This is a genomic window from Citricoccus sp. CH26A (assembly GCF_000224415.1).
In the GTDB taxonomy this organism is placed as follows: Bacteria; Actinomycetota; Actinomycetes; order Actinomycetales; family Micrococcaceae; genus Citricoccus.
On record NZ_AFXQ01000033.1, the window covers coordinates 1 to 21,310 of the forward strand.

General features: G+C 73.2%; 22 protein-coding genes. 13 read left to right on the plus strand and 9 right to left on the minus strand.

Going from position 1 to position 21,310, the window contains the following annotated elements; all coding sequences use genetic code 11:
* On the plus strand, positions 1-914 hold a 914-nt coding region (locus CITRI_RS0114235; protein ID WP_029139363.1), incomplete at its 5' end, for an iron chelate uptake ABC transporter family permease subunit.
* Positions 915-1,814, plus strand: a complete 900-nt coding sequence (locus CITRI_RS0114240; RefSeq protein WP_083843465.1) for an ABC transporter ATP-binding protein — start codon at positions 915-917, stop codon at positions 1,812-1,814. It abuts the gene before it with no gap.
* On the opposite strand, the gene CITRI_RS0114245 is transcribed toward CITRI_RS0114240, so the two are convergent.
* Positions 1,766-3,007: an MFS transporter gene (locus CITRI_RS0114245; RefSeq protein WP_010145585.1), complete on the minus strand. Its 1,242-nt coding sequence runs from the start codon at positions 3,005-3,007 to the stop codon at positions 1,766-1,768. The two genes, CITRI_RS0114240 and CITRI_RS0114245, sit on opposite strands and share 49 nt — an antisense overlap.
* A 122-nt stretch (positions 3,008-3,129) precedes the next feature.
* Here CITRI_RS0114245 and CITRI_RS0114250 point away from each other — a divergent pair, with 122 nt between their 5' ends.
* Entirely contained in the window at positions 3,130-3,711 is a 582-nt protein-coding gene (locus CITRI_RS0114250) for a TetR/AcrR family transcriptional regulator (RefSeq protein ID WP_029139365.1), read from the plus strand.
* A 12-nt stretch (positions 3,712-3,723) separates the two neighbouring features.
* Here CITRI_RS0114250 and CITRI_RS0114255 read toward each other — a convergent pair whose 3' ends face one another.
* Positions 3,724-5,082 (minus strand): GntP family permease, encoded by a 1,359-nt coding sequence (locus tag CITRI_RS0114255; protein ID WP_010145588.1) that lies wholly within the window; start codon positions 5,080-5,082, stop codon positions 3,724-3,726.
* 95 nt (positions 5,083-5,177) lie between these two features.
* Here CITRI_RS0114255 and CITRI_RS0114260 point away from each other — a divergent pair, with 95 nt between their 5' ends.
* Positions 5,178-5,666 carry a hypothetical protein gene (locus tag CITRI_RS0114260; protein ID WP_010145589.1) on the plus strand — a complete coding sequence of 163 codons (489 nt, stop codon included), beginning with the start codon at positions 5,178-5,180 and terminating at the stop codon, positions 5,664-5,666.
* Positions 5,667-5,968: 302 nt separating this feature from the next.
* A complete protein-coding gene (locus CITRI_RS0114270; RefSeq protein ID WP_010145590.1) occupies positions 5,969-6,460 on the plus strand; it encodes a hypothetical protein in 492 nt (163 codons plus the stop codon).
* Positions 6,461-6,488: 28 nt separating this feature from the next.
* Here CITRI_RS0114270 and CITRI_RS0114275 read toward each other — a convergent pair whose 3' ends face one another.
* The 3 genes from CITRI_RS0114275 to CITRI_RS0114285 form a co-directional block, all read right to left on the minus strand.
* Positions 6,489-6,788, minus strand: coding sequence for a DUF4193 domain-containing protein (locus CITRI_RS0114275; protein ID WP_010145591.1), 300 nt, complete (start codon positions 6,786-6,788; stop codon positions 6,489-6,491).
* Positions 6,789-7,015: 227 nt separating this feature from the next.
* Positions 7,016-8,398, minus strand: a complete 1,383-nt coding sequence (gene gabT, locus CITRI_RS0114280) for a 4-aminobutyrate--2-oxoglutarate transaminase (RefSeq protein WP_010145592.1) — start codon at positions 8,396-8,398, stop codon at positions 7,016-7,018.
* A 138-nt stretch (positions 8,399-8,536) separates the two neighbouring features.
* The gene (locus CITRI_RS0114285; RefSeq protein WP_010145593.1) at positions 8,537-10,117 is read right to left on the minus strand and encodes a PucR family transcriptional regulator; all 1,581 of its coding nucleotides are present in this window, start codon (positions 10,115-10,117) and stop codon (positions 8,537-8,539) included.
* Positions 10,118-10,356: 239 nt separating this feature from the next.
* On the opposite strand from CITRI_RS0114285, the gene ygiD reads away from it, so the two are divergent.
* A complete protein-coding gene (ygiD, locus tag CITRI_RS0114290) occupies positions 10,357-11,274 on the plus strand; it encodes a 4,5-DOPA dioxygenase extradiol (RefSeq protein ID WP_010145594.1) in 918 nt (305 codons plus the stop codon).
* Positions 11,274-11,912 carry a GNAT family N-acetyltransferase gene (locus CITRI_RS0114295; protein ID WP_010145595.1) on the plus strand — a complete coding sequence of 213 codons (639 nt, stop codon included), beginning with the start codon at positions 11,274-11,276 and terminating at the stop codon, positions 11,910-11,912. The genes ygiD and CITRI_RS0114295 overlap by 1 nt, the downstream gene beginning before the upstream one ends.
* Here the strand turns inward: CITRI_RS0114295 and CITRI_RS19735 are convergent.
* A complete protein-coding gene (locus tag CITRI_RS19735) occupies positions 11,905-12,540 on the minus strand; it encodes a CueP family metal-binding protein (protein WP_010145597.1) in 636 nt (211 codons plus the stop codon). The genes CITRI_RS0114295 and CITRI_RS19735 overlap by 8 nt on opposite strands.
* 99 nt (positions 12,541-12,639) lie before the next feature.
* Between CITRI_RS19735 and CITRI_RS0114305 the strand changes: the two genes are divergently transcribed.
* Both CITRI_RS0114305 and CITRI_RS0114310 read left to right on the plus strand, forming a co-directional pair.
* The gene (locus CITRI_RS0114305) at positions 12,640-13,299 is read left to right on the plus strand and encodes an SDR family oxidoreductase (protein WP_010145598.1); all 660 of its coding nucleotides are present in this window, start codon (positions 12,640-12,642) and stop codon (positions 13,297-13,299) included.
* A gap of 106 nt (positions 13,300-13,405) precedes the next feature.
* The gene (locus CITRI_RS0114310; RefSeq protein ID WP_010145599.1) at positions 13,406-13,771 is read left to right on the plus strand and encodes a YciI family protein; all 366 of its coding nucleotides are present in this window, start codon (positions 13,406-13,408) and stop codon (positions 13,769-13,771) included.
* Between the two features lie 67 nt (positions 13,772-13,838).
* On the opposite strand, the gene CITRI_RS0114315 is transcribed toward CITRI_RS0114310, so the two are convergent.
* Genes CITRI_RS0114315 through CITRI_RS0114325 form a run of 3 tightly spaced genes read right to left on the minus strand, consistent with a single transcriptional unit; the run spans position 13,839 to position 17,415 of the window.
* Entirely contained in the window at positions 13,839-15,305 is a 1,467-nt protein-coding gene (locus CITRI_RS0114315) for a glycosyltransferase (RefSeq protein WP_010145600.1), read from the minus strand.
* Complete coding sequence (locus tag CITRI_RS17980; RefSeq protein WP_010145601.1) at positions 15,302-16,447, minus strand: hypothetical protein; 1,146 nt, start codon at positions 16,445-16,447, stop codon at positions 15,302-15,304. Before CITRI_RS17980 ends, CITRI_RS0114315 begins: the two co-directional genes overlap by 4 nt.
* A complete protein-coding gene (locus tag CITRI_RS0114325; protein WP_010145602.1) occupies positions 16,444-17,415 on the minus strand; it encodes a WcbI family polysaccharide biosynthesis putative acetyltransferase in 972 nt (323 codons plus the stop codon). Before CITRI_RS0114325 ends, CITRI_RS17980 begins: the two co-directional genes overlap by 4 nt.
* A gap of 160 nt (positions 17,416-17,575) precedes the next feature.
* Between CITRI_RS0114325 and CITRI_RS20340 the strand changes: the two genes are divergently transcribed.
* The 4 genes from CITRI_RS20340 to CITRI_RS0114345 all read left to right on the plus strand — a co-directional run bounded on the left by CITRI_RS20340 (position 17,576) and on the right by CITRI_RS0114345 (position 21,267).
* Positions 17,576-18,706, plus strand: coding sequence for a hypothetical protein (locus CITRI_RS20340; protein WP_010145603.1), 1,131 nt, complete (start codon positions 17,576-17,578; stop codon positions 18,704-18,706).
* Positions 18,706-19,587 carry a glycosyltransferase family 2 protein gene (locus tag CITRI_RS20345; RefSeq protein ID WP_010145604.1) on the plus strand — a complete coding sequence of 294 codons (882 nt, stop codon included), beginning with the start codon at positions 18,706-18,708 and terminating at the stop codon, positions 19,585-19,587. The genes CITRI_RS20340 and CITRI_RS20345 overlap by 1 nt, the downstream gene beginning before the upstream one ends.
* Positions 19,588-19,634: 47 nt before the next feature.
* Positions 19,635-20,096 (plus strand): MerR family transcriptional regulator, encoded by a 462-nt coding sequence (locus CITRI_RS0114340; RefSeq protein WP_010145605.1) that lies wholly within the window; start codon positions 19,635-19,637, stop codon positions 20,094-20,096.
* Positions 20,097-20,220: 124 nt separating this feature from the next.
* Positions 20,221-21,267 (plus strand): NAD(P)-dependent alcohol dehydrogenase, encoded by a 1,047-nt coding sequence (locus CITRI_RS0114345; RefSeq protein ID WP_010145606.1) that lies wholly within the window; start codon positions 20,221-20,223, stop codon positions 21,265-21,267.
* Positions 21,268-21,310: the final 43 nt, after the last annotated feature.

Genomic DNA, 21,310 nt, shown 5'->3' on the forward strand with positions numbered 1-21,310 from the left:
CCATTCCCGGGGCCTCGTTCATCGTGCTGCAGGAGAAGCTGCCGCGGGCCGTGGCCGGGGCCCTGGCCGGGGCCGGGTTCGGCGCCGCCGGCGCCCTGTTCCGCCGCACCCTGCGCAACCCGCTGGCGAGCCCGGACATCCTGGGCGTGACCCAGGGGGCCGCCGTCGCCGCCGTGGGGATGCTGGCGTTCGGGGCGGGATCCGGCAGCGGAGCCGGCATGGCGGTGGCAGCCCTGGTCGGCGGGCTCGCCGCGACCGCGGTGGTGCTGGGCTTCTCGACCGCCGGGCGCTCCGGCGGGCGCCTGGGCGGGGGCGCCTCCGCCGGGTCCGGCGGGCTCGCCGGGGCGCTGGGCGGGACGACGTTCATCGTGGCCGGCATCGCCGTGGCCACGCTGTGCCAGGCCGTCCTGTCCGGGGCGATGCTGTCGCTGAACCAGCACGACCTGCAGTCCGCGGCCATCTGGACGGCGGGTTCGCTGAACGCCGTGACGTGGGAGCGGATCGTGGTGCTGGCCGTCCTGCTGGTGGTCCTGCTGCCGGCCGGGGGGAAGCTGCACGCCCGGTTGGCCCCGGCGGACCTGGGCGGGGAACTGGCCCACGGGCTCGGGTCCCGGCCCGGACGGACCGGGCTGGGAGCGCTGACGGTGGGCGCGCTGCTGGCCGCGGCGGCCACCGCCGCCACGGGCCCGATGGCGTTCGTGGCCCTGCTGTCCACCCCCGTGGCCCGAGGGCTGACCGGCGGGCGCCCGTCCCTGCCGGTCGCGGCCCTGTGCGGCGCGGTGATCGTGGTGGTCGCGGACTTCCTGGCCGCCGAGGCCTTCGGCGGGGCCCGGCTGCCGACGGGCGTACTGACCGGAGCGGCCGGCGCGCCGCTGATGCTGTGGCTGCTGGTGCGGTCCGGACGGAGGAGCTGAATGGACACGGAGTCAGGAGCGCGTGCAGTGCCGGAGGCCACGGACGAGGTCGCGTTGGACCCCTCCCCACCGGGGGTCCCCGCACCCGCGATCCGCCTGCGCGGGGTGACCCTGGGCTACGGCGACCGGGTGGTGGTCGGCCCCGGGCAGCCCCTGGACCTGGACCTGCCGACCGGGCAGACCACGGCGATCATCGGCGCCAACGGTTGCGGCAAGTCGACCCTGTTGCGCGGACTGACCCGCCAGTTGCCGCTGCTGACCGGCACCCTCGAGGTGCTCGGTCGGTCCGCCGAGCGCTGGCCCGCCCGCGGCTACGCACGCACCGTGGCCCTGCTGCCCCAGTCCCCGGTGGCTCCGGACGGGATGACCGTGGAGCAGCTGGTGGACCGCGGACGGCACCCGCACCGCGGTTGGTTCGGCGCCCGGACGGCCGCCGACACCGAGGCCACCGCCCGGGCCCTGGAACTGGCCGACCTCGTGGAGCTGGCCGGAGCGGACGTCTCCGAGCTCTCCGGCGGTCAGCGGCAGCGTGCCTGGCTGGCCCTGGTCCTGGCCCAGCAGACCCCCGTGGTGCTGCTGGACGAACCGACGAGCTACCTGGACCTGTCCCACCAGGTCGAGCTGATGGACCTCGTCCGCTCCCTGCCGGATCCGACGACGGCCGGGCAGCGGGCCACCGTGGTCGCCGTGCTGCACGAGTTGAACCTGGCCTCCCGCAGCGCCGACCACATCGTGGCCATGGCCCACGGCCAGGTCGTGGCAGCCGGCCCACCGGGACAGGTCCTGACCCCCGCCCTCCTGGAGGAGGTCTACGGACTGGACGCCGACGTCGTGCCCGACCCGCTGCTGGGTCACCCCGTGGTGCTGCCACGCACCCCGGCCGACCGGCTGGGGGCCTGACCCCCGGCCGGGACCAGGACGCCGAGGATGGCGATTCCCGACGCCGCCCAGAAGGCCGCGGGCAGGCCGGCCCGGTCGGCGAGGATACCGAGCAGCGGGGCTGCACCAGCCTGTCCGACGGCGAGGAACAGGAAGGCCAGCCCGACGCCCCGTGCCGGCTGGCACTGGAAGACCTCGGTGCCCCGGAGAAGCAGGACACCTGTCAGGACGATGTAGACGCCGCCGAAGACCCCGTGGGCGAGAAGGGCGACGACGGGGTTCTGGGGTGCGGCGGAGAGGGCGGCGGTGGTGACGCTCAGGGCCACCAGGGATGACGCCCAGACGGCGCCCGGCCCGAACCGCTGCGTGGCATCACCCGTGGCGGCGCCCAGCAGCCCGCAGGCCCCGAGGATGATCCACGCGACCGTGGCGAACGCCTGGCCGTGGTGGCCGTCGGTCGTCAGCAGGTCCGGCCCGAAGGTCCAGACGGCGGCGCTCGAGCCGCCCACGACCGCGGCGGCCAGGATGAGGTGCACGGCACCCACGGGTGGTCGCCTGTCCCATGCAGACGACCGCCGCCCCGCCGGGACCCCCTCGGCGGCCCGGCGGCGGCCGGACGGGACCGTCACGGCCACCCAGACGGTGACCAGGGCGGTGACAGCCGCGAAGACCCACCACGCGACCCGCCAGTGCTCCCCCGTCAGCAGGGCGACCGGCCCGGAGACGAGTACGCCCAGTCCCGTCCCGGCGTTCACCATCGTCTGCAGGCGGCTGCGCGACTCGGGCCGGACGTGTCGGGTGATGGCGTGAGCCAGCGGAGGCGAGGCGACACCGGTACTGGTCCCGGCGAGCATCACGCCCACGATGAGGACCCCGACCCCGGGCGCCAGGGCGATCAGGGCGGTACCGAGCGTGGCCAGCACCCCGGCGAGGACGGCCGTCCGGCGGCCGCCCCACCGCGGGGTGACCAGCGTCGCACCGAGGATGCCCGCACAGTAGGCGACGTAGCTGCCCGAGGCGATCATCCCGGTCGTGGAGGCATCCAGGGCGAAGCTCCCCCGGAAGGCCGGCACGAACAGTCCGTAGGCGAACCGGGCCAGGCCATAGCAGACGGCGATCAGGCTCATCCCGGCCGCGGCCAGCTGCAGGGAACGGGCGGGCGAGAGCATCGAGGGGCCGAGGGCGGCCGGGGGCTTCAGGGTGTGGGAGGTCATGAGCGTCCTCGCCTGATCGATGGTGCGGGGGACCGTTCTGCCGGGGGTGTCCGGTTGGTTCACAGACCGGTGAATGCATCACGACACTAGGTATACTGGTCAGTAAAGTCAAGGGAGGGCCCGTGACCACAGGAAAACATCAGCAGGTGCGGCTCACGCCGGGCGCGCGCCGCGTTCTCGACACCGCGTCCGAGCTCTTCTACCGACGCGGGATCCACGCGGTGGGCGTGGACACGATCGCCGCGGAATCAGGCGTGACCAAGCGCACCCTCTACGACCGTTTCGGCTCCAAGGACACGCTGGTGGCCGCCTACCTGGAGCGCAGGCATGACCAGTGGTGGTCGCGGTGGGCCCAGCGCATCGAAGCGGCTCCCCCGCCGAGGGCCCTCACGGTGTTCGACTCCTACCTCGACGATGCGCCGATCTCCGATCGGGGCTGTGCCTTCCTGAACGCGGCTGCGGAGCTACCGGAATCCCACCCGGCCTACGAGGTCGTCCGCCGCCACAAGCGGCTGGTCCGCGAGCGGCTCGAGGAGCTCATCGCCGAGGACCCGGAGGTCTCCCGGCCGGACCAGCTCGCCGAGCACCTGTTCCTCCTGCTGGAGGGCGCGGTGGCGCACCGCGGGCTGGACGGCTCCCCGGACCGGCTCACCCACGCCCGTGCCCTGGCCGCGCAGCTCCTCGGTGGTCCCGGGATGAGGTGAGCGGACCCAGGCTCAGGCGAACAGGGCCACCGCCATGACCAGGGGCAGGGAGACGACCGAGGCGATCGAGGTGACCATCGTCAGCGTCTTGAAGGTCCCCTGGGTGGACAGCCCCAGCAGCGCCTTGAACATCCAGAAGAAGTTGCTGTTGACCTGGAGTGCGAACATGGAACCCGAGGCGATGGCGAGGCCGATGACGATCGGTGAGACGTCGATCGAGCCCAGGACCGGGCCGATGATCCCGGCGGCGGTGATCGCGGCGGCGGTGATCGCGGCGACCGATACGGAACCGATCGCCAGGTGAAGCGCCGCGGCGATGCCCCAGGCCAGCAGGATGCTGAGGATGGCCGGCGCCCCGGCCTCGGCGGTGAAGAGTCCCGCCATGATCGTGTCCAGTCCGGTCTCCCCGATGACGGCCCCCAGGGATCCACCGATGCCGGTGATGAGCAGGATCTCACCGGTGGTGTGGAAGCCCTCGCTCATCGCCGCCCCCGTCCCGTCCGCCCCGAGGACGCGCCGGCAGAGCAGGTAGGCACCGAGCAGTCCGATGAAGAGCGCCAGGTTGGCGTTGCCGAGGAAGGCGATGACGTCGTTCGAGAACCCGAACAACTCGGCGAAAGCGCCGAAGGCGATCAGCAGCAGCGGCACCAGTATGGGCAGCAGGCTGACGAACAGCGGGGGTGTCCGGCTGTCCTCCGTGACGAGTTCGGTGGTCTCAAGCTCGACCATGGCCGCGTCGACCCTCTCGTCCCTGGGCTGCTTCCAGTACCCTCCGCGCAGCAACTGCCGGAAGACCAGGGTCGTCGCGATCGCGGTCAGCGGGCCGAGCACGAAGCCGTAGAGGAGCCAGGTGCCGAGCGGGATCCCCATCAGTCCGGCGATGGAGACGGCGGCCAGGCCAGGGACCACGAAGACGTAACCGGCGAAGATCCCGGTTCCCAGCGCACCGGCCATGAGCGGCAGTCCGATCGGGCCGATGTAGGGGCCGGTCGATCGCGCCACCGGCGCGGCCAGGACCACCTGCACGTCCACGTAGATGGACGGGAAGATCGTCGACATCGCCGCCGTCAACGCGTACGGGAGCCGCCGCGCCCCGACGCCGTTGACCAGCAGGGTCACCATCTTCTGGAAGGCACCCATCGCATGGAGCAGCGCACCGATGAGCACGCCGAAGCCGATCAGCAGGCCGACCTCCGCCATGATCTCGCCGAAACCGTTGGCGATCGCCTCGATCGTGGCGGTGAAGCCCACACCGGTCGCCAGGCCGAGGTACAGCGAGCCGATGACCAGGGAGATCACCGGGTCGACCTTCAGCCAGATGATCAGCACGACGATCACGACGATCGCGATCACGGTATGCAGGATGACCATGACGTGCTCCAATCGAAAGGCAGAGCCACGGGGACCTCCGTCGTCACCCGCACGACGAGCACACCTTCTGTCCGTGGCGATGTCAGTGTCAAGGCGTGCACGCCCAGCTCGTCGCCACCCTCACCGGCCAGACACGTGAGGGTGTGGAGATCACCGACGGCCAGGTGACGCTCGACATCGCGCCGTTCGTCGAGGTCGTCAAGGAGCGCCTGGTCGACCGCGGCATCGGGGTGGCCACCCGAATCCCGCAGGTCCACACGTCCTTCGTCCTCTTCGAACTGCCCAACCTCCCCGCTGCCCAGCGCGCCTTCGCGGCGCTGAACGCGCTGGGCGCAGCCCTTCCCTTCGTCGCCCTCGCCGTGCTCGCGAGCGGCGTTCTGCTCGCCCGCGGCCGCCGCCGCGCGGCGATCGGCGCAGGACTGGGGGCCGCGGCGGGGATGCTCCTGCTGGGGACGGCGGTGCTGATCGCCCGGGAGGTGTACCTGGGATCCATCCCCCCGGACGTACTGCCCCGGGAGGCCTGGCCGGGGAGCGCGTGGGCCACGCGCTGGCCTCCTACCGTCGCCCGCTGCGGATCGGTGTGATCGCCCTGGGAGCGTTCGTCGTCCTCGTCATGGACCGGCCGGGCCCCGCCGTCATCGTGACCGTCCTGCTCCACGTGCCGGTCGGGTACCCCGTACGCGTGTGACGGTACCGGCGTCTCCATACCGTGGTGAGCGGCGCGCCGTGGTGGCGCGACGGGCCACCCCTGCCCAGGTCAGGACGGCGTCTGCGCATGTCTTCAGGCGTGCCCCGCTGCCCATGCGCTGATCGGCGCCGCGATGACGGGAGACCGTTATGCGACCGGCGTGCCAGGCACCCATCTGTCCGAGAGGAAACCGCGTTCGTGAAGTCCAGCAACCGCACCGTGATGGCACTCGCCCTGGCATCTGCCGTGCTGGCCGCTTCCGGGTGCGCCACCGGCAGCGCGACGGTCCAACCACATCCCACCGTCACCGTGACCGCCGCCGCCCCCGCCCCGGAATGGACCCGGACCGTGAATCCCGACTGGGAGTTCCTGACCGTGGTCCGGGACAGCGGCATGGTGTTCACCCAGGACTGGGAGGCAGACCTGGAGGTCGCGGGCCTGGACCTGACGCAGACCGATACCTTCCAGCTGCGCAGCCAGGTGTGCGGGAGCGCGATGAACGACGGCACGGGGGACTACAACCCGGCGAGCCAGACCCACAGGTTCTGGCTGTCCTCGTTCTACGACGAGGTACGCCGGGCCGGCCGGGACAATGCCTGGGACGTCCCCCGCACGGTCGCCTACCACCACTGTCCGTCGCGGTTCGCCGCCGTCAATGCCGTGGAGGAACTGGAGTCCCGCTCGCGCTGAGCGCCGCTGGGGGGGTGAGCGGGGCCGCTCAGCCCTCGCAGTCGGTGCAGTAGAGCATGCCGTTCTTCTCCTTGGCGACCTGGGACCGGTGGCGGACCAGGAAGCAGGAGGCACAGGTGAACTCATCGGCCTGGGCGGGGACCACCCGGACCATCAGCTCCTCGCCGGACAGGTCGGCGCCGGGCAGCTCGAAGCCCTCGGCGGCCTCCGTCTCGTCGACGTCTACGGCCGCGGACTGGGTGTCCGTGCGGGTGCTCTTCAGTTCCTCGATCGAGCTCTCGGACAGCTCGTCCTCGTTCTTGCGTGGCGCGTCGTAATCGGTGGCCATCGGGGTCTCCTCACATGCGGCAGGGGGTGGCCAGGAGAGCTGGCTCTAACACCGCCCGCCTGAAACACCCGGAGGGGCCCACATATTCCGCGAGTGGTCCAGAACACCGCCGCTGCCGGTCCATGGGGAGCCGTGAGCCAGTCCACGCCACCGATGTCGGGCTGTCCTCGCCACCGTCTCCCGCCGCGGTCCTCTCGGAGGCGGCGGGAGACGGTGGCGAGGGGCACTCAGCGGCTGAGGCCGCGGAGCGCGGCCTCGAGGACATCGAGGCCGTCCTGCAACAGCTGCTCGTCGATGACCAGGGGCGGCAGGAGACGGATGACGTTGCCGTAGGTGCCACAGGTCAGGATCAGCACGCCGTCGGCCAGACAGGCGGCGGCCACGGCCTTCGTGGACTCGGGATCGGGTTCGGTGGTGCCGGGCCTCACCAGTTCGATCGCCAGCATCGCCCCGCGGCCCCGGACGTCACCGATCGGGCCCTGCGCCCCGCCCAGTTCCTCCGCCAGCGCACGCAGCCGGCCGACGACGATCGACTCGATGGCCCGCGCCCGGGCCGAGAGGTCCAGTTCTCGCATGGTCTCGAGGGTCGCCAGCGCGGCGGCGCAGGCCACCGGGTTGCCGCCGTAGGTGCCGCCGAGCCCGCCGGGGTGGACGGCGTCGAACAGCTCAGCCCGGCCGGTGACCGCGGAGAGCGGCATGCCGCCGGCGATGCCCTTGGCCATGGTGATCAGGTCGGGCACCACGCCCTCGTGCTCGGAGGCGAACCAGGCCCCGGTGCGGCAGAAGCCGGCCTGGACCTCATCGGCGATGAAGACCACGTCGTTCTCCCTGGCCCAGGCCGCCAGCGTGGGCAGGAACCCCTCGGCGGGAACGATGAAGCCACCCTCGCCCTGGATCGGTTCGATGATGATCGCCGCCGTGGACTCCGCGCCGATCTGCTTCTCGATCTGGGTGATGGCCCGCCGCGCCGCCTCCGGGCCGGTCAGTCCGGGGTTCTCCTCGCGGTACGGGTAGCTCATGGGCATCCGGTAGATCTCCGGGGCGAAGGGGCCGAAGTGCGTCTTGTAGGGCATGGTCTTGGCGGTCAGGCCCATGGTGAGGTTGGTGCGCCCGTGGTAGGCGTGGTCGAAGGCGACCACGGCCTGGCGACCGGTGGCCAGGCGGGCGATCTTCACGGCGTTCTCCACGGCCTCGGCCCCGGAGTTGAACAGGGCGCTCCGCTTGGCATGGTCCCCGGGGGTCAGCCGCGCCAGTTCCTCGGCCACCCGGATGTAGCCCTCATAGGGGGTCACCATGAAGCAGGTGTGGGTGAAGCGGCCGGCCTGTGCCCCCACGGCCGCCGCCACCGCCGGCGAGGACGCGCCGACGCTGGTCACCGCGATGCCCGAGCCGAGGTCGATGAAGGAATTGCCGTCCACGTCCCGGATCACGCCGCCGTCCGCGTCCTCGGCGAAGACCGGCAGGCTCGAGACCAGGCCACGCGGCACCACGGCATCGCGACGCTCCCGCAGCTCGAGCGAGCGGGGGCCGGGGACCTCGGTGACCAGTTCGCGGCGCTGGGGCAACCGCGCGTCGAGGGTCGGGAGGGAGGGGGAAACGGTCAGGGACATGGCAACCGGCCTTTCACGATGTGACGGCGCCCCGCGGTGGGCAGGGCGGACTCCTGGGGTGAGCCTAGACAGTGATCACGTGACGTAGTGCACAATCCTTCGCGCGGTGGTGTGCACGTGGCATAGTCCCACCGCCCGTCAGGCTGGACGGCCGCGGCCCGGCCGGGACCGGAGGCCCGGCCCCTCGGTCACGTGCAGCGCGATCCAGAGGTCGGCACGCAACTGGGGGTCCTCCAGGGACCGCTGGAGCGCGCGCTCGGCGGACTGCAGCTGGTGCAGGAGGGTGTTCCGATGGACACCGAGCTCCTCGGCCGCCTGGCGCCGGTTGCCGTTGTGGGCCAGGAAGACGCGCAGGGTCTCCAGCAGCCGCTGCCCGGTGGGACCCTGCGCGGTGAGCGGGTCCAGGAGCTCCCGGGCCCAGGCCCGCGCGGCCTCCGCCGGCAGCAGTCCCGCGATCCCTCCCGCGGCCAGGTCGTCCCAGGAACCGACGCGGTGCTGCGCGGCGGTGCGCTCCAGCACGTGGAGCGCCTGGGTGTGACTGGTGGCGGCGTCGTCGACGGTCACGCTGCCCCCGATCCCCGCCCGCAGGCCCGCGGTGGCCACCACCTGGTGCAGCACCGACAGGGCCGCGGGGGTGTCCTCCATCAGCACGGGGGCCTCCTCCTCCGAGCCGTCGCGCGGCACCGGGGTCCCCAGGAGCATCCGGTGACCGGTCCGGTCGGTATGGCCCTCGATCCGGCGGCCTGCCTCTCGGATGAGCTCGGGAGCCCCGCGGAGGACGCAGACGCGGATCCCGTGCACCCCTCGACCCCAGGCCTCGTCACCGGCCACCGAGAGCAGGGCGTCGCCGGCGCGGAGGTCGCCGCCAAGCAGAAGTGCGACCGCACCGGCGCGGATCCGGCGGCGGGAGAGCTGCCGTTCCGCGGCCCGCTCGGCGTGCAGGGAGAGCAGGGCCACCGTGGTCGAGATGGTGCCCGACTGCGCCTGGTCGAGGGGGTGGGGCAGGACGACGACGAGGTATCCCTGGGGATCACCGTGGACGCCCAACGGGTGGATGACCACGGTGCCGTCCGGACCCGTCTCCCGGAGGGCTCCCCGCAGCCCGCCGTCGCGCAGGCGACCGATGAGCTGCGCGAGGGGGCGGTCGGTCGGCAGGTGCGGGATGGCGGGTGCGGAGCGCTCCTGGACATCCCCGTCCGCGGTGCAGACGGCCGCCCATGCCCCGGGCAGCAGCGTGGCGAGGGTCCTGAGGACCTGGGTGGAGCCGTCGACGGCCGTGGCCGCCCGGGTCAGCGCGCGCTGATGGGCCAGGCTGCTCTCCAGTGCGGCGCGCTCCTCGGCCGCGCGCAGTTCCGCCACCGCACGGATGACCTGCAGGAAGGTCGTCTTCTCCGGCACCGCGAAGAGCGTCAGTCCCGTGCCCCGGGCCGCCGCGATGAGTTCCTCGGGCACCTCCGGCCACGTCAACCGCTGTCCCACCCCCATCCCGAGGGCGACGACGCCCCGGTCGTCGAGCCGCCGGACGTAACTGCTCCAGGACGGGCCGTCGGTGGGACTGGTGATCCCGGTGAACAGGACGATCTCCCCGCCGCTGAGGTACGGGGTGGGGTCCGTCAGCTCGGTCGTGGCGACCCAGGCCACCGCGCGGTTCATGACCCCCTCGACCAGGGTCTCCAGGCCCAGCTCCTCGAGGCGAAGCACCTTCTCGACGGTTATCAATGCCGCTTCCTCCCTGCTCGTCCTCGATCGCCCGGGCCCCCGGAGACACGAGGGCGGTCTCCGGTCGTCACGGTGACGACGGGCCGTACTGGCCCGATGCTAGTGCCCCCTCCAGCGGTCCTCCCCGCAGGTCCGCCGGTGCGTGTCCACCGGCCTTGCCCCGGCCCGGTGGCACGGGGGACGATGACCGCAGCAGGCCGCGACCACCCGCAGGTCATCCCCCGAACCCCGGAGGCCCCATGAGCCAGACGACCACCGACCCGGCGACCCCCACGGTCATGCCCGCCGCCTTCTTCGGCCACGGCAACCCCATGAACGCCCTGGAGACCAATCGCTACACCTCCGCGTGGAAGGCCTTCGGCGAGGCCGTGCCCACCCCGCGGGCCATCCTGGTGGTCAGCGCGCACTGGTACATCAACGCCACCGCGGTCACCGCCATGCCGGACCCGCGCACCATCCACGACTTCTACGGCTTCCCGCAGGAGCTCTTCGACGTCCAGTACCCCGCCCCCGGCCTGCCCGGGCTCGTCGAGGAGATCAGTGACACCGTCCACCCCACGTGGGTCGGCGCGGACGTGGACAGCTGGGGCATCGACCACGGCACCTGGTCCGTGCTCACCCACGCCTTCCCAGACGCCTCCATCCCCGTGGTCCAGATGAGCATCAACGCGGACAAGCCCCTGGACTACCACCTGCGGCTCGGGGCCGACCTGGCCCCGCTGCGCGAGCAGGGCATCCTGATCGTCACCAGCGGGAACATCGTCCACAACCTGCGCAGCATGGACTGGAGGCGCACCGACGACGGCTTCGACTGGGCGCACCGGTTCAACGAGGACGCCAAGGAACGCCTGCTCACCGACCCCACCGAGATGCCCACCCTGGACGCCCACGCGGACTGGGACCACGCCGTGCCCACCCCGGACCACTTCATCCCATCCCTGTACCTGGCCGGGCTCGCTGGCGCCGCGGGCACGGGCGGCACCAGCGGTACCGGTGACACCGCGCAACCGGGCCTGGACGTCCTGGTGGACGGCTACTCCTACGGCTCGCTGTCCATGACGGCCTACACGCTGGGGCTGGACTGCCCGCCGTCGCCCGACGGCGGCGGCTCCTCCGAGCCGCCTGCCGACCTGCCGCCGGACGGCTCGAACATCTGATGGACCCCGCCCCCGACGACGGCGCGGTCCCTGCCGCGGTCACCGTGCCGGCCAGCGGTGCCGGTACCCCGGACTTTTCCGTCAAGACCATCCTCGAGGGTGAGCTCGTCCGCCTGGTGCCCGCCGCCCGCGAGCACGCCGCCACCCTGCACGGGCTGTTGTCCGACCCCGAGGTGGGGCGGCTCACCGGTTCGGTGCATTCCTCCGCCCCCGGCCCCGCGGCCGCCTCGCCGTGGAGCGTGGCGCAGCTCGAGGAGGTCTACGACCGCTGGTCGCACGCGGGGGACCGCATCGTGTGGACCATCCGGGAGCGGTCCTCCGGACGGATCGTCGGGGAGTCGGTGCTCAACGAGTTGGACGAGGACAACCTCTCCTGCGGATTCCGGATCTGGATCTCCGGGGCCCGGGACCGCGGACTCGGCACCGAGGCGGTCCGGCTGACCCTCCGGCACGCCTTCGAGGCCCAGCACCTGCACCGGGTGGGCCTGGAGGTCTACGACTTCAACCCGCGGGCCCGGCACGTCTACGAGAAGGCCGGCTTCACCCACGAGGGCACGCTGCGCGAGGCCCTGCGGTTCGACGGGCAGTGGGTCGACTGCCACGTCATGGGGATGCTGTCCCGGGAGTGGTTCAGGTGAGCCGGAGGGTGGTCAGGCAGGTCGGGTCGTCGGCGCCGGTGGCAATGTCCGCCGTCGCGGTCCCGCCCTGAGCGCGGACCTCGATGGTCCCCTCGATGTCCGCCGGCAGCCAGAGGCCGACGAAGCCGTTGGCGTAGGTGGTGCGCTCCTCGTCCACCAGGACGGTGCCGTCCGCGCCGGTGACGGTCACGTGCACGGGGGTGTCCACGAGTTCGCCCTGGCAACCGGACAGGCTGTGGTGGAAGCAGTCGTGGGTGGTGGTCTCGTACGGCGCGACCGCCAGGTAGAACCGGTCCTGCGGCACGTCCAGGGCGACCTGGCGGTCCTCGTCGGCCAGCACCACCTGGTCTGCGGTCACCGAGGCCGCGAGGCCCCGGTCCCGGTCCGCGTGCGTGGCGTCCAGCGCCTCCGCGACCTCCTCCACGCTCCCGCCGTCGACACCGTACTCGTCCAGCAGGGCCTCGGCCCCCGCGGCGTCCGTCGCCACGCCGGGCGCGGCCGCCGGGGAGGTGGCGGACGTGGTCCCGGGGCCGGCGTCGGGAGCCGAGCAGCCCGCCAGGAGCAGCAGTGCCGCGGCGGCGGCCAGGACCCGGGAGGTGGTACGCGACGAGGGAAGGGCAGCAGGCATACCCCTATTCTGCCCCCGGCCGAATCCTTTGGAGGCCTCCGGCGGGTGATGGAACAGTGGGCACCACGGCACGCACATCCCTGAGCGAAGGAGAACACCATGGCGAAGTACCTGATCATCGGCGGACACGGCAAGGTGGCCCTGCGCACCGCTCCCCTGCTGGCTCGGGAGGGCCACGAGGTCACCTCGGTCATCCGCAATCCCGACCACACCGCGGACATCGAGGCGGCCGGCGCCACGCCGCTGGTGCTCGACGTCGAGACCGCATCCCAGGACGAGCTCGCCCGGGCCTTCGCCGGGCACGATGCCATCGTCTGGGCCGCCGGGGCCGGTGGCGGCGACCCGGAGCGCACCTATGCGGTGGACCGGGACGCGGCCATCCGCTCGATGGATGCCGCCGAGCAGGCCGGCGTGACGCGGTACGTCATGGTGTCCTACCTGGGCGCCCGCCCGGACCACGGCATCCCTGAGGACGACTCCTTCTACCCGTACGCCACGGCCAAGGCCGCCGCCGACGACCACCTGCGGAACTCGGCGCTGGACTGGACCATCCTCGGCCCCGGTGCCCTCACTACGGACGAGCCCACCGGGCGCATCCGACGGGCCACCGCCTCCACCGTCGGCGAGCTGCGGGACACCTCCCGCGGAAACGTCGCGGAGACCATCCGCGTGGCCCTGTCCACCGAGAACTCGATCGGCAAGCAGCTCGAGTACGTGGACGGCGAGGAGCCCGTCGCCGCGGTCTTCGCCCAGGCGTGAGGCCCGCAGGCCCTCCACCGGAGACAGCGGCCGCGGGCCGGTGACATCCTGAGGGGCAACCCCCGTCCACCGCCCCAGTGGACATCCCCGATCCAGGAGCACCACCATGCCCCAGTTCATGATCTCCGTCTGGCATGCCCCCGGCACCCAGTTGCGGCCCCTGGGCCCCTATGACTCCGAGGAGGCCATGCACGCGGCATTCCAGGCGGTCAGCGAGTTCAACGAGTTCCTCCAGGCCGAGGGGGCGTGGGTCTTCGCCTGCGGCCTGACGGCCCCCGAGGAGTCCTTCGTGGTGGCCGGGACCGAGGGCGCCGAGCCCACCGTGACGCCGGGCCCCCTCGCCGAGGCCTCGGACCACCTGGGCGGACTGTGGGTCGTGGAGGTCGCGGTGGCGGAACAGGTCCACGACCTGGCGGCCCGGGCCTCCGCGGCCTGCGGCCAGCGGGTCGAGGTACGCCAGCTCCAGGGCTGAGCGCGCACCCGCGTCTTCCGGCCCCGGCACCCGTCCGGTCGCGGCCCGGCTCTCGTCCTGCCGGTGTTCAGCCCCAGCCGCCCCACCAGGCCTCCAGGTCGGGGGCCTCGCCCGTCGGCTCCCAGCCCAGCCCGGCCAGGCCCACCACGGTGGTCGGGGTCGGGTCCTCGGCCCCCCATCGCCGGCGGCGCCAGCGGGCCCGCGCACTGACGAGGGTGGCCACGACGCCGACCGGCCCGGTGACCTCGATCCGGTCCCGGCCGGCCCGCTCGGCCGCCAGCAGCCGCTCCTGCACGGCGGCGGGATCCGGACGCCCGGTTCCCCGCGCGGGACGGACCGGGCAGGTCACGGTGAGCAGCCAGTCCGGTTCCTCCCCGGCTGCCGGCTCCGTCACCTCGCGCGCCACGGACACCCGGGGGTCCTGCACGAGGACCCCCGCCCCGTCCGGCACGCCTCCGACCAGCGTCAGCGAGGCGCCCGGGAAGGCCTGCAACAGCGCATCGGCACACAGCACGACGGCGGCCGCGCCCCCGTCACCCGCGTCGCCGCCCGCCTCAGCGGACCCGCCCGCCCCCACGGTGCCGCCGGCGTCCGCAGCGGCCCCGACGCGGCCGCCGGGCATCACCAGCACCAGGGCGAGGCGCACCCGGCCCCGCAGGCCGAGCGACCAGCCGCGCGCGGTGGGCGCGGAGATCCGGCCGGCCAGCACGAGCGCCTCACGGTTCTTCACCCGGCGGGCAGCGAGCGGGTCCTCACGGCCGGCGAAGTCCGGACCGGCGTGCCAGGCCACCGCGGACGGCTCGTGGGCCAGCAGCGCCCCGGTGCGCCACAACCGGTGGGCGAACTCCCAGTCCTCCCCGCCGTAGCCGACGAAGGACGGATCGAAGCCACCCGCCTCATCGTGGATCCGGCGGGAGACGGTGAGCACCGCTGAGATGACGAACCGGTAGGCGGTGGAATCGGCGTCCAAGAGGTTGCGGGACCCGGCGTAGGCCCGCTCGAGCCACTGCGGGTCCTCCAGCACGCGGTCCCGTGGCACGGGGTCCCCCGGGTGCCAGCCGGTCCGCAGCAGCGCCGGGTCCAGGTGCCGGCGGCGCCCGACGACGACGGCCTCCGGCGAGCGCGACGGCAACCGGAGCGCCCGGCGCAGGTAGTCCCGGTCCGGGATCATGTCCCCGTCCAGGAAGGCCAGCACCTCCCCCTCGGCAACCGAGGCGCCCAGCGCGCGGGCCGCGGAGGCGCGGAAGCCGGCGTCGGGCTGGCGGACCACCTGCACGTCGAGCGGGAACCGGTCCGGCAGGCGCGGGGGCTCCGGCGAACCGTCGTCGGCGATCACCACCTGCACCCGGGAGGCGGGCAGGTCCTGCCGGGCCAGGGCGGCCAGCAGCAGGTCCAGTCCGGCCTGGTCCCGGTAGTAGGGCACCACGACGGACACCTCCGGGATCCCCTCGTCCCGTCCCTCCGCGTTCCCGCCGGCGCCCGGCAGCAGGTCCCAGCGATTGCCCGGGACCGGCGTGTGGGCAGGACGGTTCATGAGTGCACCCGCTGCCAGAAGGCGGCCAGGGCCCGGGCGCAGTCCTCGGGCCCGGGGGCCAGGGTGGTCCCGGGGTCCACCCAGGTCTGCTGCGGCCGTGCCGCGGCGTCCGCGATGCCCTCCGCGAGCGCCTCCACCAGGGACGAGTCCCCGGTTCCGGGGTCCACGAGGTGCAGCGTGCCCGGGCGGAGCTGCTCCATCTCCCGCGTGTACCGGGAGGCCGGCACCACGGGACGCCGCCCCACGGACATCCAGGCAGCCAGGGATCCCGAGGCGGAGACGTTGTGGTGCGCGGCCACCGGGATGCCGGCCGATCTCAGGGCGGCGTCCAGGTCCTCCTCGGGAACGAAGCCCGTGACCCGGAACCCCACGCCGGCCGCCCGCGCGTGGTCCTGCAGCTCGTCCACGAGGCCCTCGTGGCCGCTCGAGACCGCACCGAGCGCGGTGACCCGGTGCGGGGCCGGCACGCCCCGGCGGTGCAGCAGCGCCAGGGCGTCCACGGCCTCGAGGTGTCCCTTGCCCGGATAGAGGAAGCCGAGCAGGACGACGTCCTCGCCCAGGCCCTCGATGGGCCCGTTCACCGGTTCCCCGGGGCTGTTCGCCGTCGCCGTCCCGCGGCGGTCCTCCACCGGCAGCGGGATCACCGCCGTGACGCCGGGCCAGTCCCGGTCGTCACCGGCCTCCAGCGCGGCCAGCAGGGCGAGCTCGTGCCGGCTGGAGACGACGGTGCCGGACGAGAACCGTGCCAGGGCCGCGTAGGCGACCGCCCGCCGGGCGAACCTGCCGGCACCCTCGGCCGGTTGTGGCACGTCGTGGAGGGTGAACGTGGTCCGGGGCGGCAGGCTTCCGGTCAGCGCGTCCGCGGCCTCGCTCGCGGTGGCCCCGAAGAGGGCATCGGTGACGTCGAGGTGGACGGGCCCGCCGTGGTCGCCCCCGTGCGCGAACCAGTCCTTCAGCGCGGCGGCATCGGGCAGGCGGACCACCGGCACGTCCACGCCGATCCCGTGCAGGGCCTCCGCCATCGACAGGGCGTGCTGCACCACCCCGTGCCGCTCCGGCCCGACCACCACGTACGTCGGGGGCCGGTGCGGCCGCCCGCCGTCCCGGCCCCCGGTCCGGTCCGGCGCCTCCGGCCCGCTCATGCGCCCAGCCCCAGGTCCGCCAGCAGCCGCCGGTGGCGTTCGACGCCGGCCCGCACCGCCTCGGGATTCTCCCGGTACCAGTCCAGGTGGGCCGAGCGCACGCGCGCGTCGCTCACCTCGTCCCCGTTGACCGTCCAACCGGCCCGGGACGGTCCGGTCACCTCCAGGGCCGCCAGGACCTGTGGTTCCAGCGGCGCCAGGACGTCACCCAGCAGGGTCCTGGCGGGCACGGCGACGGCGGGGTCGGCGCCCAGGTCCGCCCGCACCGCGGAGGCCAGCAGGGCGAGCACCTCGTTGGCGGGATGGTTGATGGTGTGGAAGGCCGGCACCGCCAGCTCCGCGATCCGGTCGGCCACCGGCAGGGTCGCGTGGGCCCGTTCGCGCTCGCGCAGCCGGTCGAGGGACGCCTGCGCCAGTCCACGGATCCGTTCCGGGGCCAGGGGCAGGCGGACCGGCGCCGGCTCCTCGGGGGCACGCGGGCCGCCGTCGAGCTCGGCGGCCGCCTCGGCGAGGGTCCGCAGGTCGTGGTACGGCACCACGGGCGGGTCCTCGTCCGGCCGGTCGGGGTGCCGGATGGTGACCATCCAGGGGAAGAGGGAGTTGTCGTAGAGCGCCGGGATCCGCACCGTCGTGCCCCCGGCCGGCAGGTGCTCCGCGAGCTGGCCGGTGCCCAGGGGCAGGCCCCGGTAGTCCTCCCGCACGGGCTGGGCCACCAACACGGAGGTCCTGGACAGCACGCGGTGCAGGTGCGGCAGGTCCTGTGCGGTGAGTTCGAACACCGGCGGGATCCGCACGCTCGGCGGCACCGCCGAGGACGTGGGGCCGGAGGAGATGAGCTGCCGCAGCGCCTCGGACTGGCAGTTGCCCAGGACCGCGAGGACCTCCGGCCCGGGCAGTTCCCGCACGCCGTAGAACTCGGCGTAGTGCTCCGCCCGCCCGGCGTCCGCCGGGACCCGGTCTTCGGCCATGACTTCCCCTCACCGGCCGTCCTGGCCGTCCCGTCCGTCCCCGGGGCGGCACGCGGGCACCGTCCGGTCGGCGGACCCTGGCCGCCGTCGTCGTGATCCTCCAACAGTATGCTGGTGATCCGTGCCCTGTCGGCCCGGGCCGGACCGCGAGAGGAGACGGGTGGCACCCAGCGATCACTACACGGTGCAGATGGTGCCGTCCGAGCACCCCTACTGCCGTCACGTGCTGCCGCCCGGCCGCCCGCCCGTCTACGCCGTCCGTCCCGACCCGCCCGTCCCCGGCGCCCCGGCCGGCCAGTGGTGGCCGCCCCGCGCGCTGGACGCCGACTGGCTCCGCGAGAACGTGCCGGACGTCCTGCACGTGCACTTCGGCTTCGACTCCTACGCCCCGGAACAGTTGCAGCAGGTGATCGACGTGCTGCGCGCGGCCGGCTCCGCCCTGGTGGTCACGGTGCACGACCTGCACAACCCCCACTTCACCGACCGCTCCCGGCACCTGGCCCAGCTGGACGTGCTCATCCCGGCGGCCGACGAGGTCCTCACCCTGACGCCTCCGGCGGCAGCGGAGATCCTGGCACGCTGGGACCGGGCGGCCACCGTGGTGCCCCATCCGCACATCGTCCCCCTGGACCGGATTCCCGCCCGGGCCGCCGACCGCCCCGGACGCCGACGCGCCCGGTGGGCCGGTCCCGGGTCCGCGGCCGCGGACCGGGAGATCGTGATCGGGGTGCACGCCAAGGACCTGCGGGCCAACGTCGATCCCTTCTCGGCCCTGCCCGGTGTGGCCGAGGCCGTACGGCGGCTGCGGGGGCGCGGGGTGGCGGCCCGCGTGCGCGTGGATGTCCGCGAGGACCCCCAGGACGCCGAGGCGCTGGGGCGGTTGCGGGCCGAGTGTGCCGCGTACGGCTTCGACCTCTGGGAGCACGGCCGGCTCGGGGACGACGCACTGCACGCCGACCTGCGCTCCCTGGACGTGACCGTGCTGCCCTACGCCTTCGGCACCCACTCGGGCTGGCTGGAGATGTGCCGGGACCTGGGCGTGCCGGTGGCCGTACCGGACCTCGGGTGCTTCGCCGGCCAGGCCACCTCCCCCGCGATCGAGACCTTCGCCCCCGGCGATGCCGCCGCCCTGGCCGATGCCGTGCTGGCCCTGCTCGACCGCCGCGACGCGATCCGGCCGGCCGACCGATCGGCGCGGCGGGCCCAGCGCGAGGCGGTGGCCGCCGAGCACGAACGCCTCTATGCCCGCGCCCTGGCCGCGGCCAGGTCACGGCAGACCGTGGGCGCCTGATGGCGGGCCCGACGACGACCACCTCCGTCCTGGTGATCACCGGCGGCCGGAACGAGCACCTGGCCCGCGTGATCACCGGGCTGGAACGCGCCACCCCGCGCCCGGACGAGGTCGTGGTCGTGTTCATGAACCAGCCCGACGGCGTGGTGCCGGCCACGGACCTGCCGGTGGTGACCTCCCACGTGGACGCCCCCGGCACGCTCCCGCTGGCCGCGGCCCGCAACCGGGCGGCCCGGTTGGCCGGTGGTGAGGTCCTGGTGTTCCTGGACGTGGACTGCATCCCGTCCGCCGCCGCCGTCGGAACCCTGGCGGAGACGGTCCGGGCCCATCCGGGCACGCTCGTCATGGGTACCCCGCGCTACCTGGTCCCCGAGTGGGTGCAGGAGGCGGGCGCCGCCACCGGGCTTCCCGACGACGACCGGTTGCGCGAGCTCTCCGTGTCCCACCCGGCACGGGCGCACCTGGGCGAGGGACCGACGGACGACTGGCACCTGGTGTGGACGCTCGTCCTGGCGATGGGATCGGCGGACCTCGACCGGCTCGGCGGCTTCGACGAGGCCTTCAGCGGTTACGGCGCCGAGGACACCGACATCGCGTTCCGCGCCCGCGACGCCGGCCTGGCCCTGCGGTCCTCCCGGGCCACCGTGTTCCACCAGCACCACGGCGTCCACCGGCCCCCGCTGCACCACTTCGCCGACATCCTCGTCAACGCCCGCCGGTTCCGTCAGGTCCACGGCACCTGGCCGATGGAGGGCTGGCTCGGGCAATTCCGTGACCTCGGGCTGGTCGACTGGGACCCCCAGGGTGACCGACTGGCCGTGCTGCGGACGCCCACGGACGCGGAGGTCGAGGCAACGCGGCAACCGGCCGCGGCCTTCTGACCCGGGCTCCTTGTCTTCAAGCACTTGAAGTTCCTATCGTTGACGGGGTGAGCGCACCCGGCATCAGGCACACGTACTCGATCAGGGAAGCGGCGGCGCTGACGGGATTGCCGGCCAGCACGTTGCGCTACTACGAGTCCATCGGAGTGATCTCCCCGATCGGCCGGGGTGCCAGCAGCAGGCACCGCGTCTACACCGAGGAGGACCTGGACCTGCTCACCTGGGTGTCATGCCTGAGTGCGACGGGCATGTCGGTGGCGGACATGCGCCGCTACCTGGCCAACGGCCAGCTCGGGCCGGCTGCGGCACCCGAGCAGATCGCCTTGCTGGAGGCGCAGCGGGAGCGGTTGGAGGCCGAGGCGCGAGCCGTCGCCCTCCGGAGCCGGTACGTCGGAGTGAAGATCGAGTACTGGCAGGCCATCCAGGCCGGTGACCGGTCCAGGGCCGAACGGCTCCTAGACGAGGCGCGCGCGTTGGCCGACGACCTCAAGAAGCCCGGGAGGGGCTAGAGACCACGACCGTCAGCCCGCGGATCCCGGGGTCCGCTGATTCCACCTGCCCACCCGGCGGACCCGCCACGACCATCGCCTGGCCACCCCCCGGGCACCACACGAATCCCACAAGGAGAAACCCATGACCACCACCGCCCTCGCGTACGCCGCTCCCGCCGCGGCCGCGGACCTCGTCCCCACCACCATCGAACGCCGCGCCGTCGGTGCCCACGACGTGCTGATCGAGATCAAGTACGCCGGGATCTGCCATTCCGACATCCACACGGTGCGCGGCGAATGGGGACCCCAGTCCTACCCCCTGGTCCCGGGCCACGAGATCGCAGGCATCGTCACGGAGGTCGGACCCGAGGTGACCAGACACGCCGTCGGCGACCGGGTCGGGGTGGGCTGCATGGTCAATTCCTGCGGACAGTGCAGGAACTGCACGGCCGGTGATGAGCAGTACTGCCTCGACGGCATGGTGGGCACCTATGGCGTCACCGACCGCGACGGGACCATCACCCAGGGTGGGTACTCCTCCCACATCGTCGTCACCGAGGACTTCGTGCTCGGGATCCCGGAGGGCATCGAGCTCGATGTCGCGGCCCCACTGCTCTGCGCCGGGATCACCACCTTCTCGCCCCTGCACCGCTGGGGCGCCGGCCCCGGCAAGAAGGTCGCCGTCGTCGGGCTCGGCGGCCTCGGGCACATGGCCGTCAAGATCGCGCACGCGATGGGCGCCGAGGTCACCGTCCTGTCCCAGTCGCTCAGGAAGCAGGAGGACGGGCTGCGCCTGGGCGCGGACCACTACCACGCGACCAGCGACGAGCAGACGTTCACGGACCTGGCCGGCTCGTTCGACCTCATCATCAACACCGTCAGCGCCCCGATCGACGTCACTGCCCACCTGGGCCTGCTGACCGTGGGCGGGACCATGGTCAATGTCGGGGCCCCGGCCGAGCCGCTGCCGGTGAACGCGGGGGCGCTCATCGGCGGCCGGCGTTCCTTCGCCGGATCGATGATCGGGGGCATCGCCGAGACCCAGCAGATGCTCGACTTCTGCGCCGAGCACGGCATCGGCGCCGAGATCGAGGTCATCTCCGCAGACCAGGTCAACGAGGCCTACGACCGTGTCCTCGCCTCGGACGTGCGGTACCGCTTCGTCATCGACACGGCCACCCTCAGCTAACCGCCGGTGGGGCGTGGCGGGCTCCCGCCCGCCGCACCCCGGT

Excerpts from the sequence above, each read along its gene's own strand:
- CITRI_RS0114240 (WP_083843465.1), top strand. The coding sequence starts at position 915 with ATGGACACGGAGTCAGGAGCGCGTGCAGTGCCGGAGGCCACGGACGAG.
- CITRI_RS0114245 (WP_010145585.1), bottom strand. The coding sequence starts at position 3,007 with ATGACCTCCCACACCCTGAAGCCCCCGGCCGCCCTCGGCCCCTCGATG.
- CITRI_RS0114255 (WP_010145588.1), bottom strand. The coding sequence starts at position 5,082 with ATGGTCATCCTGCATACCGTGATCGCGATCGTCGTGATCGTCGTGCTG.
- CITRI_RS0114275 (WP_010145591.1), bottom strand. The coding sequence starts at position 6,788 with ATGGCCACCGATTACGACGCGCCACGCAAGAACGAGGACGAGCTGTCC.
- gabT (WP_010145592.1), bottom strand. The coding sequence starts at position 8,398 with ATGTCCCTGACCGTTTCCCCCTCCCTCCCGACCCTCGACGCGCGGTTG.
- ygiD (WP_010145594.1), top strand. The coding sequence starts at position 10,357 with ATGAGCCAGACGACCACCGACCCGGCGACCCCCACGGTCATGCCCGCC.
- CITRI_RS0114295 (WP_010145595.1), top strand. The coding sequence starts at position 11,274 with ATGGACCCCGCCCCCGACGACGGCGCGGTCCCTGCCGCGGTCACCGTG.
- CITRI_RS19735 (WP_010145597.1), bottom strand. The coding sequence starts at position 12,540 with ATGCCTGCTGCCCTTCCCTCGTCGCGTACCACCTCCCGGGTCCTGGCC.
- CITRI_RS0114305 (WP_010145598.1), top strand. The coding sequence starts at position 12,640 with ATGGCGAAGTACCTGATCATCGGCGGACACGGCAAGGTGGCCCTGCGC.
- CITRI_RS0114310 (WP_010145599.1), top strand. The coding sequence starts at position 13,406 with ATGCCCCAGTTCATGATCTCCGTCTGGCATGCCCCCGGCACCCAGTTG.
- CITRI_RS0114315 (WP_010145600.1), bottom strand. The coding sequence starts at position 15,305 with ATGAACCGTCCTGCCCACACGCCGGTCCCGGGCAATCGCTGGGACCTG.
- CITRI_RS17980 (WP_010145601.1), bottom strand. The coding sequence starts at position 16,447 with ATGAGCGGGCCGGAGGCGCCGGACCGGACCGGGGGCCGGGACGGCGGG.
- CITRI_RS0114325 (WP_010145602.1), bottom strand. The coding sequence starts at position 17,415 with ATGGCCGAAGACCGGGTCCCGGCGGACGCCGGGCGGGCGGAGCACTAC.
- CITRI_RS20345 (WP_010145604.1), top strand. The coding sequence starts at position 18,706 with ATGGCGGGCCCGACGACGACCACCTCCGTCCTGGTGATCACCGGCGGC.
- CITRI_RS0114345 (WP_010145606.1), top strand. The coding sequence starts at position 20,221 with ATGACCACCACCGCCCTCGCGTACGCCGCTCCCGCCGCGGCCGCGGAC.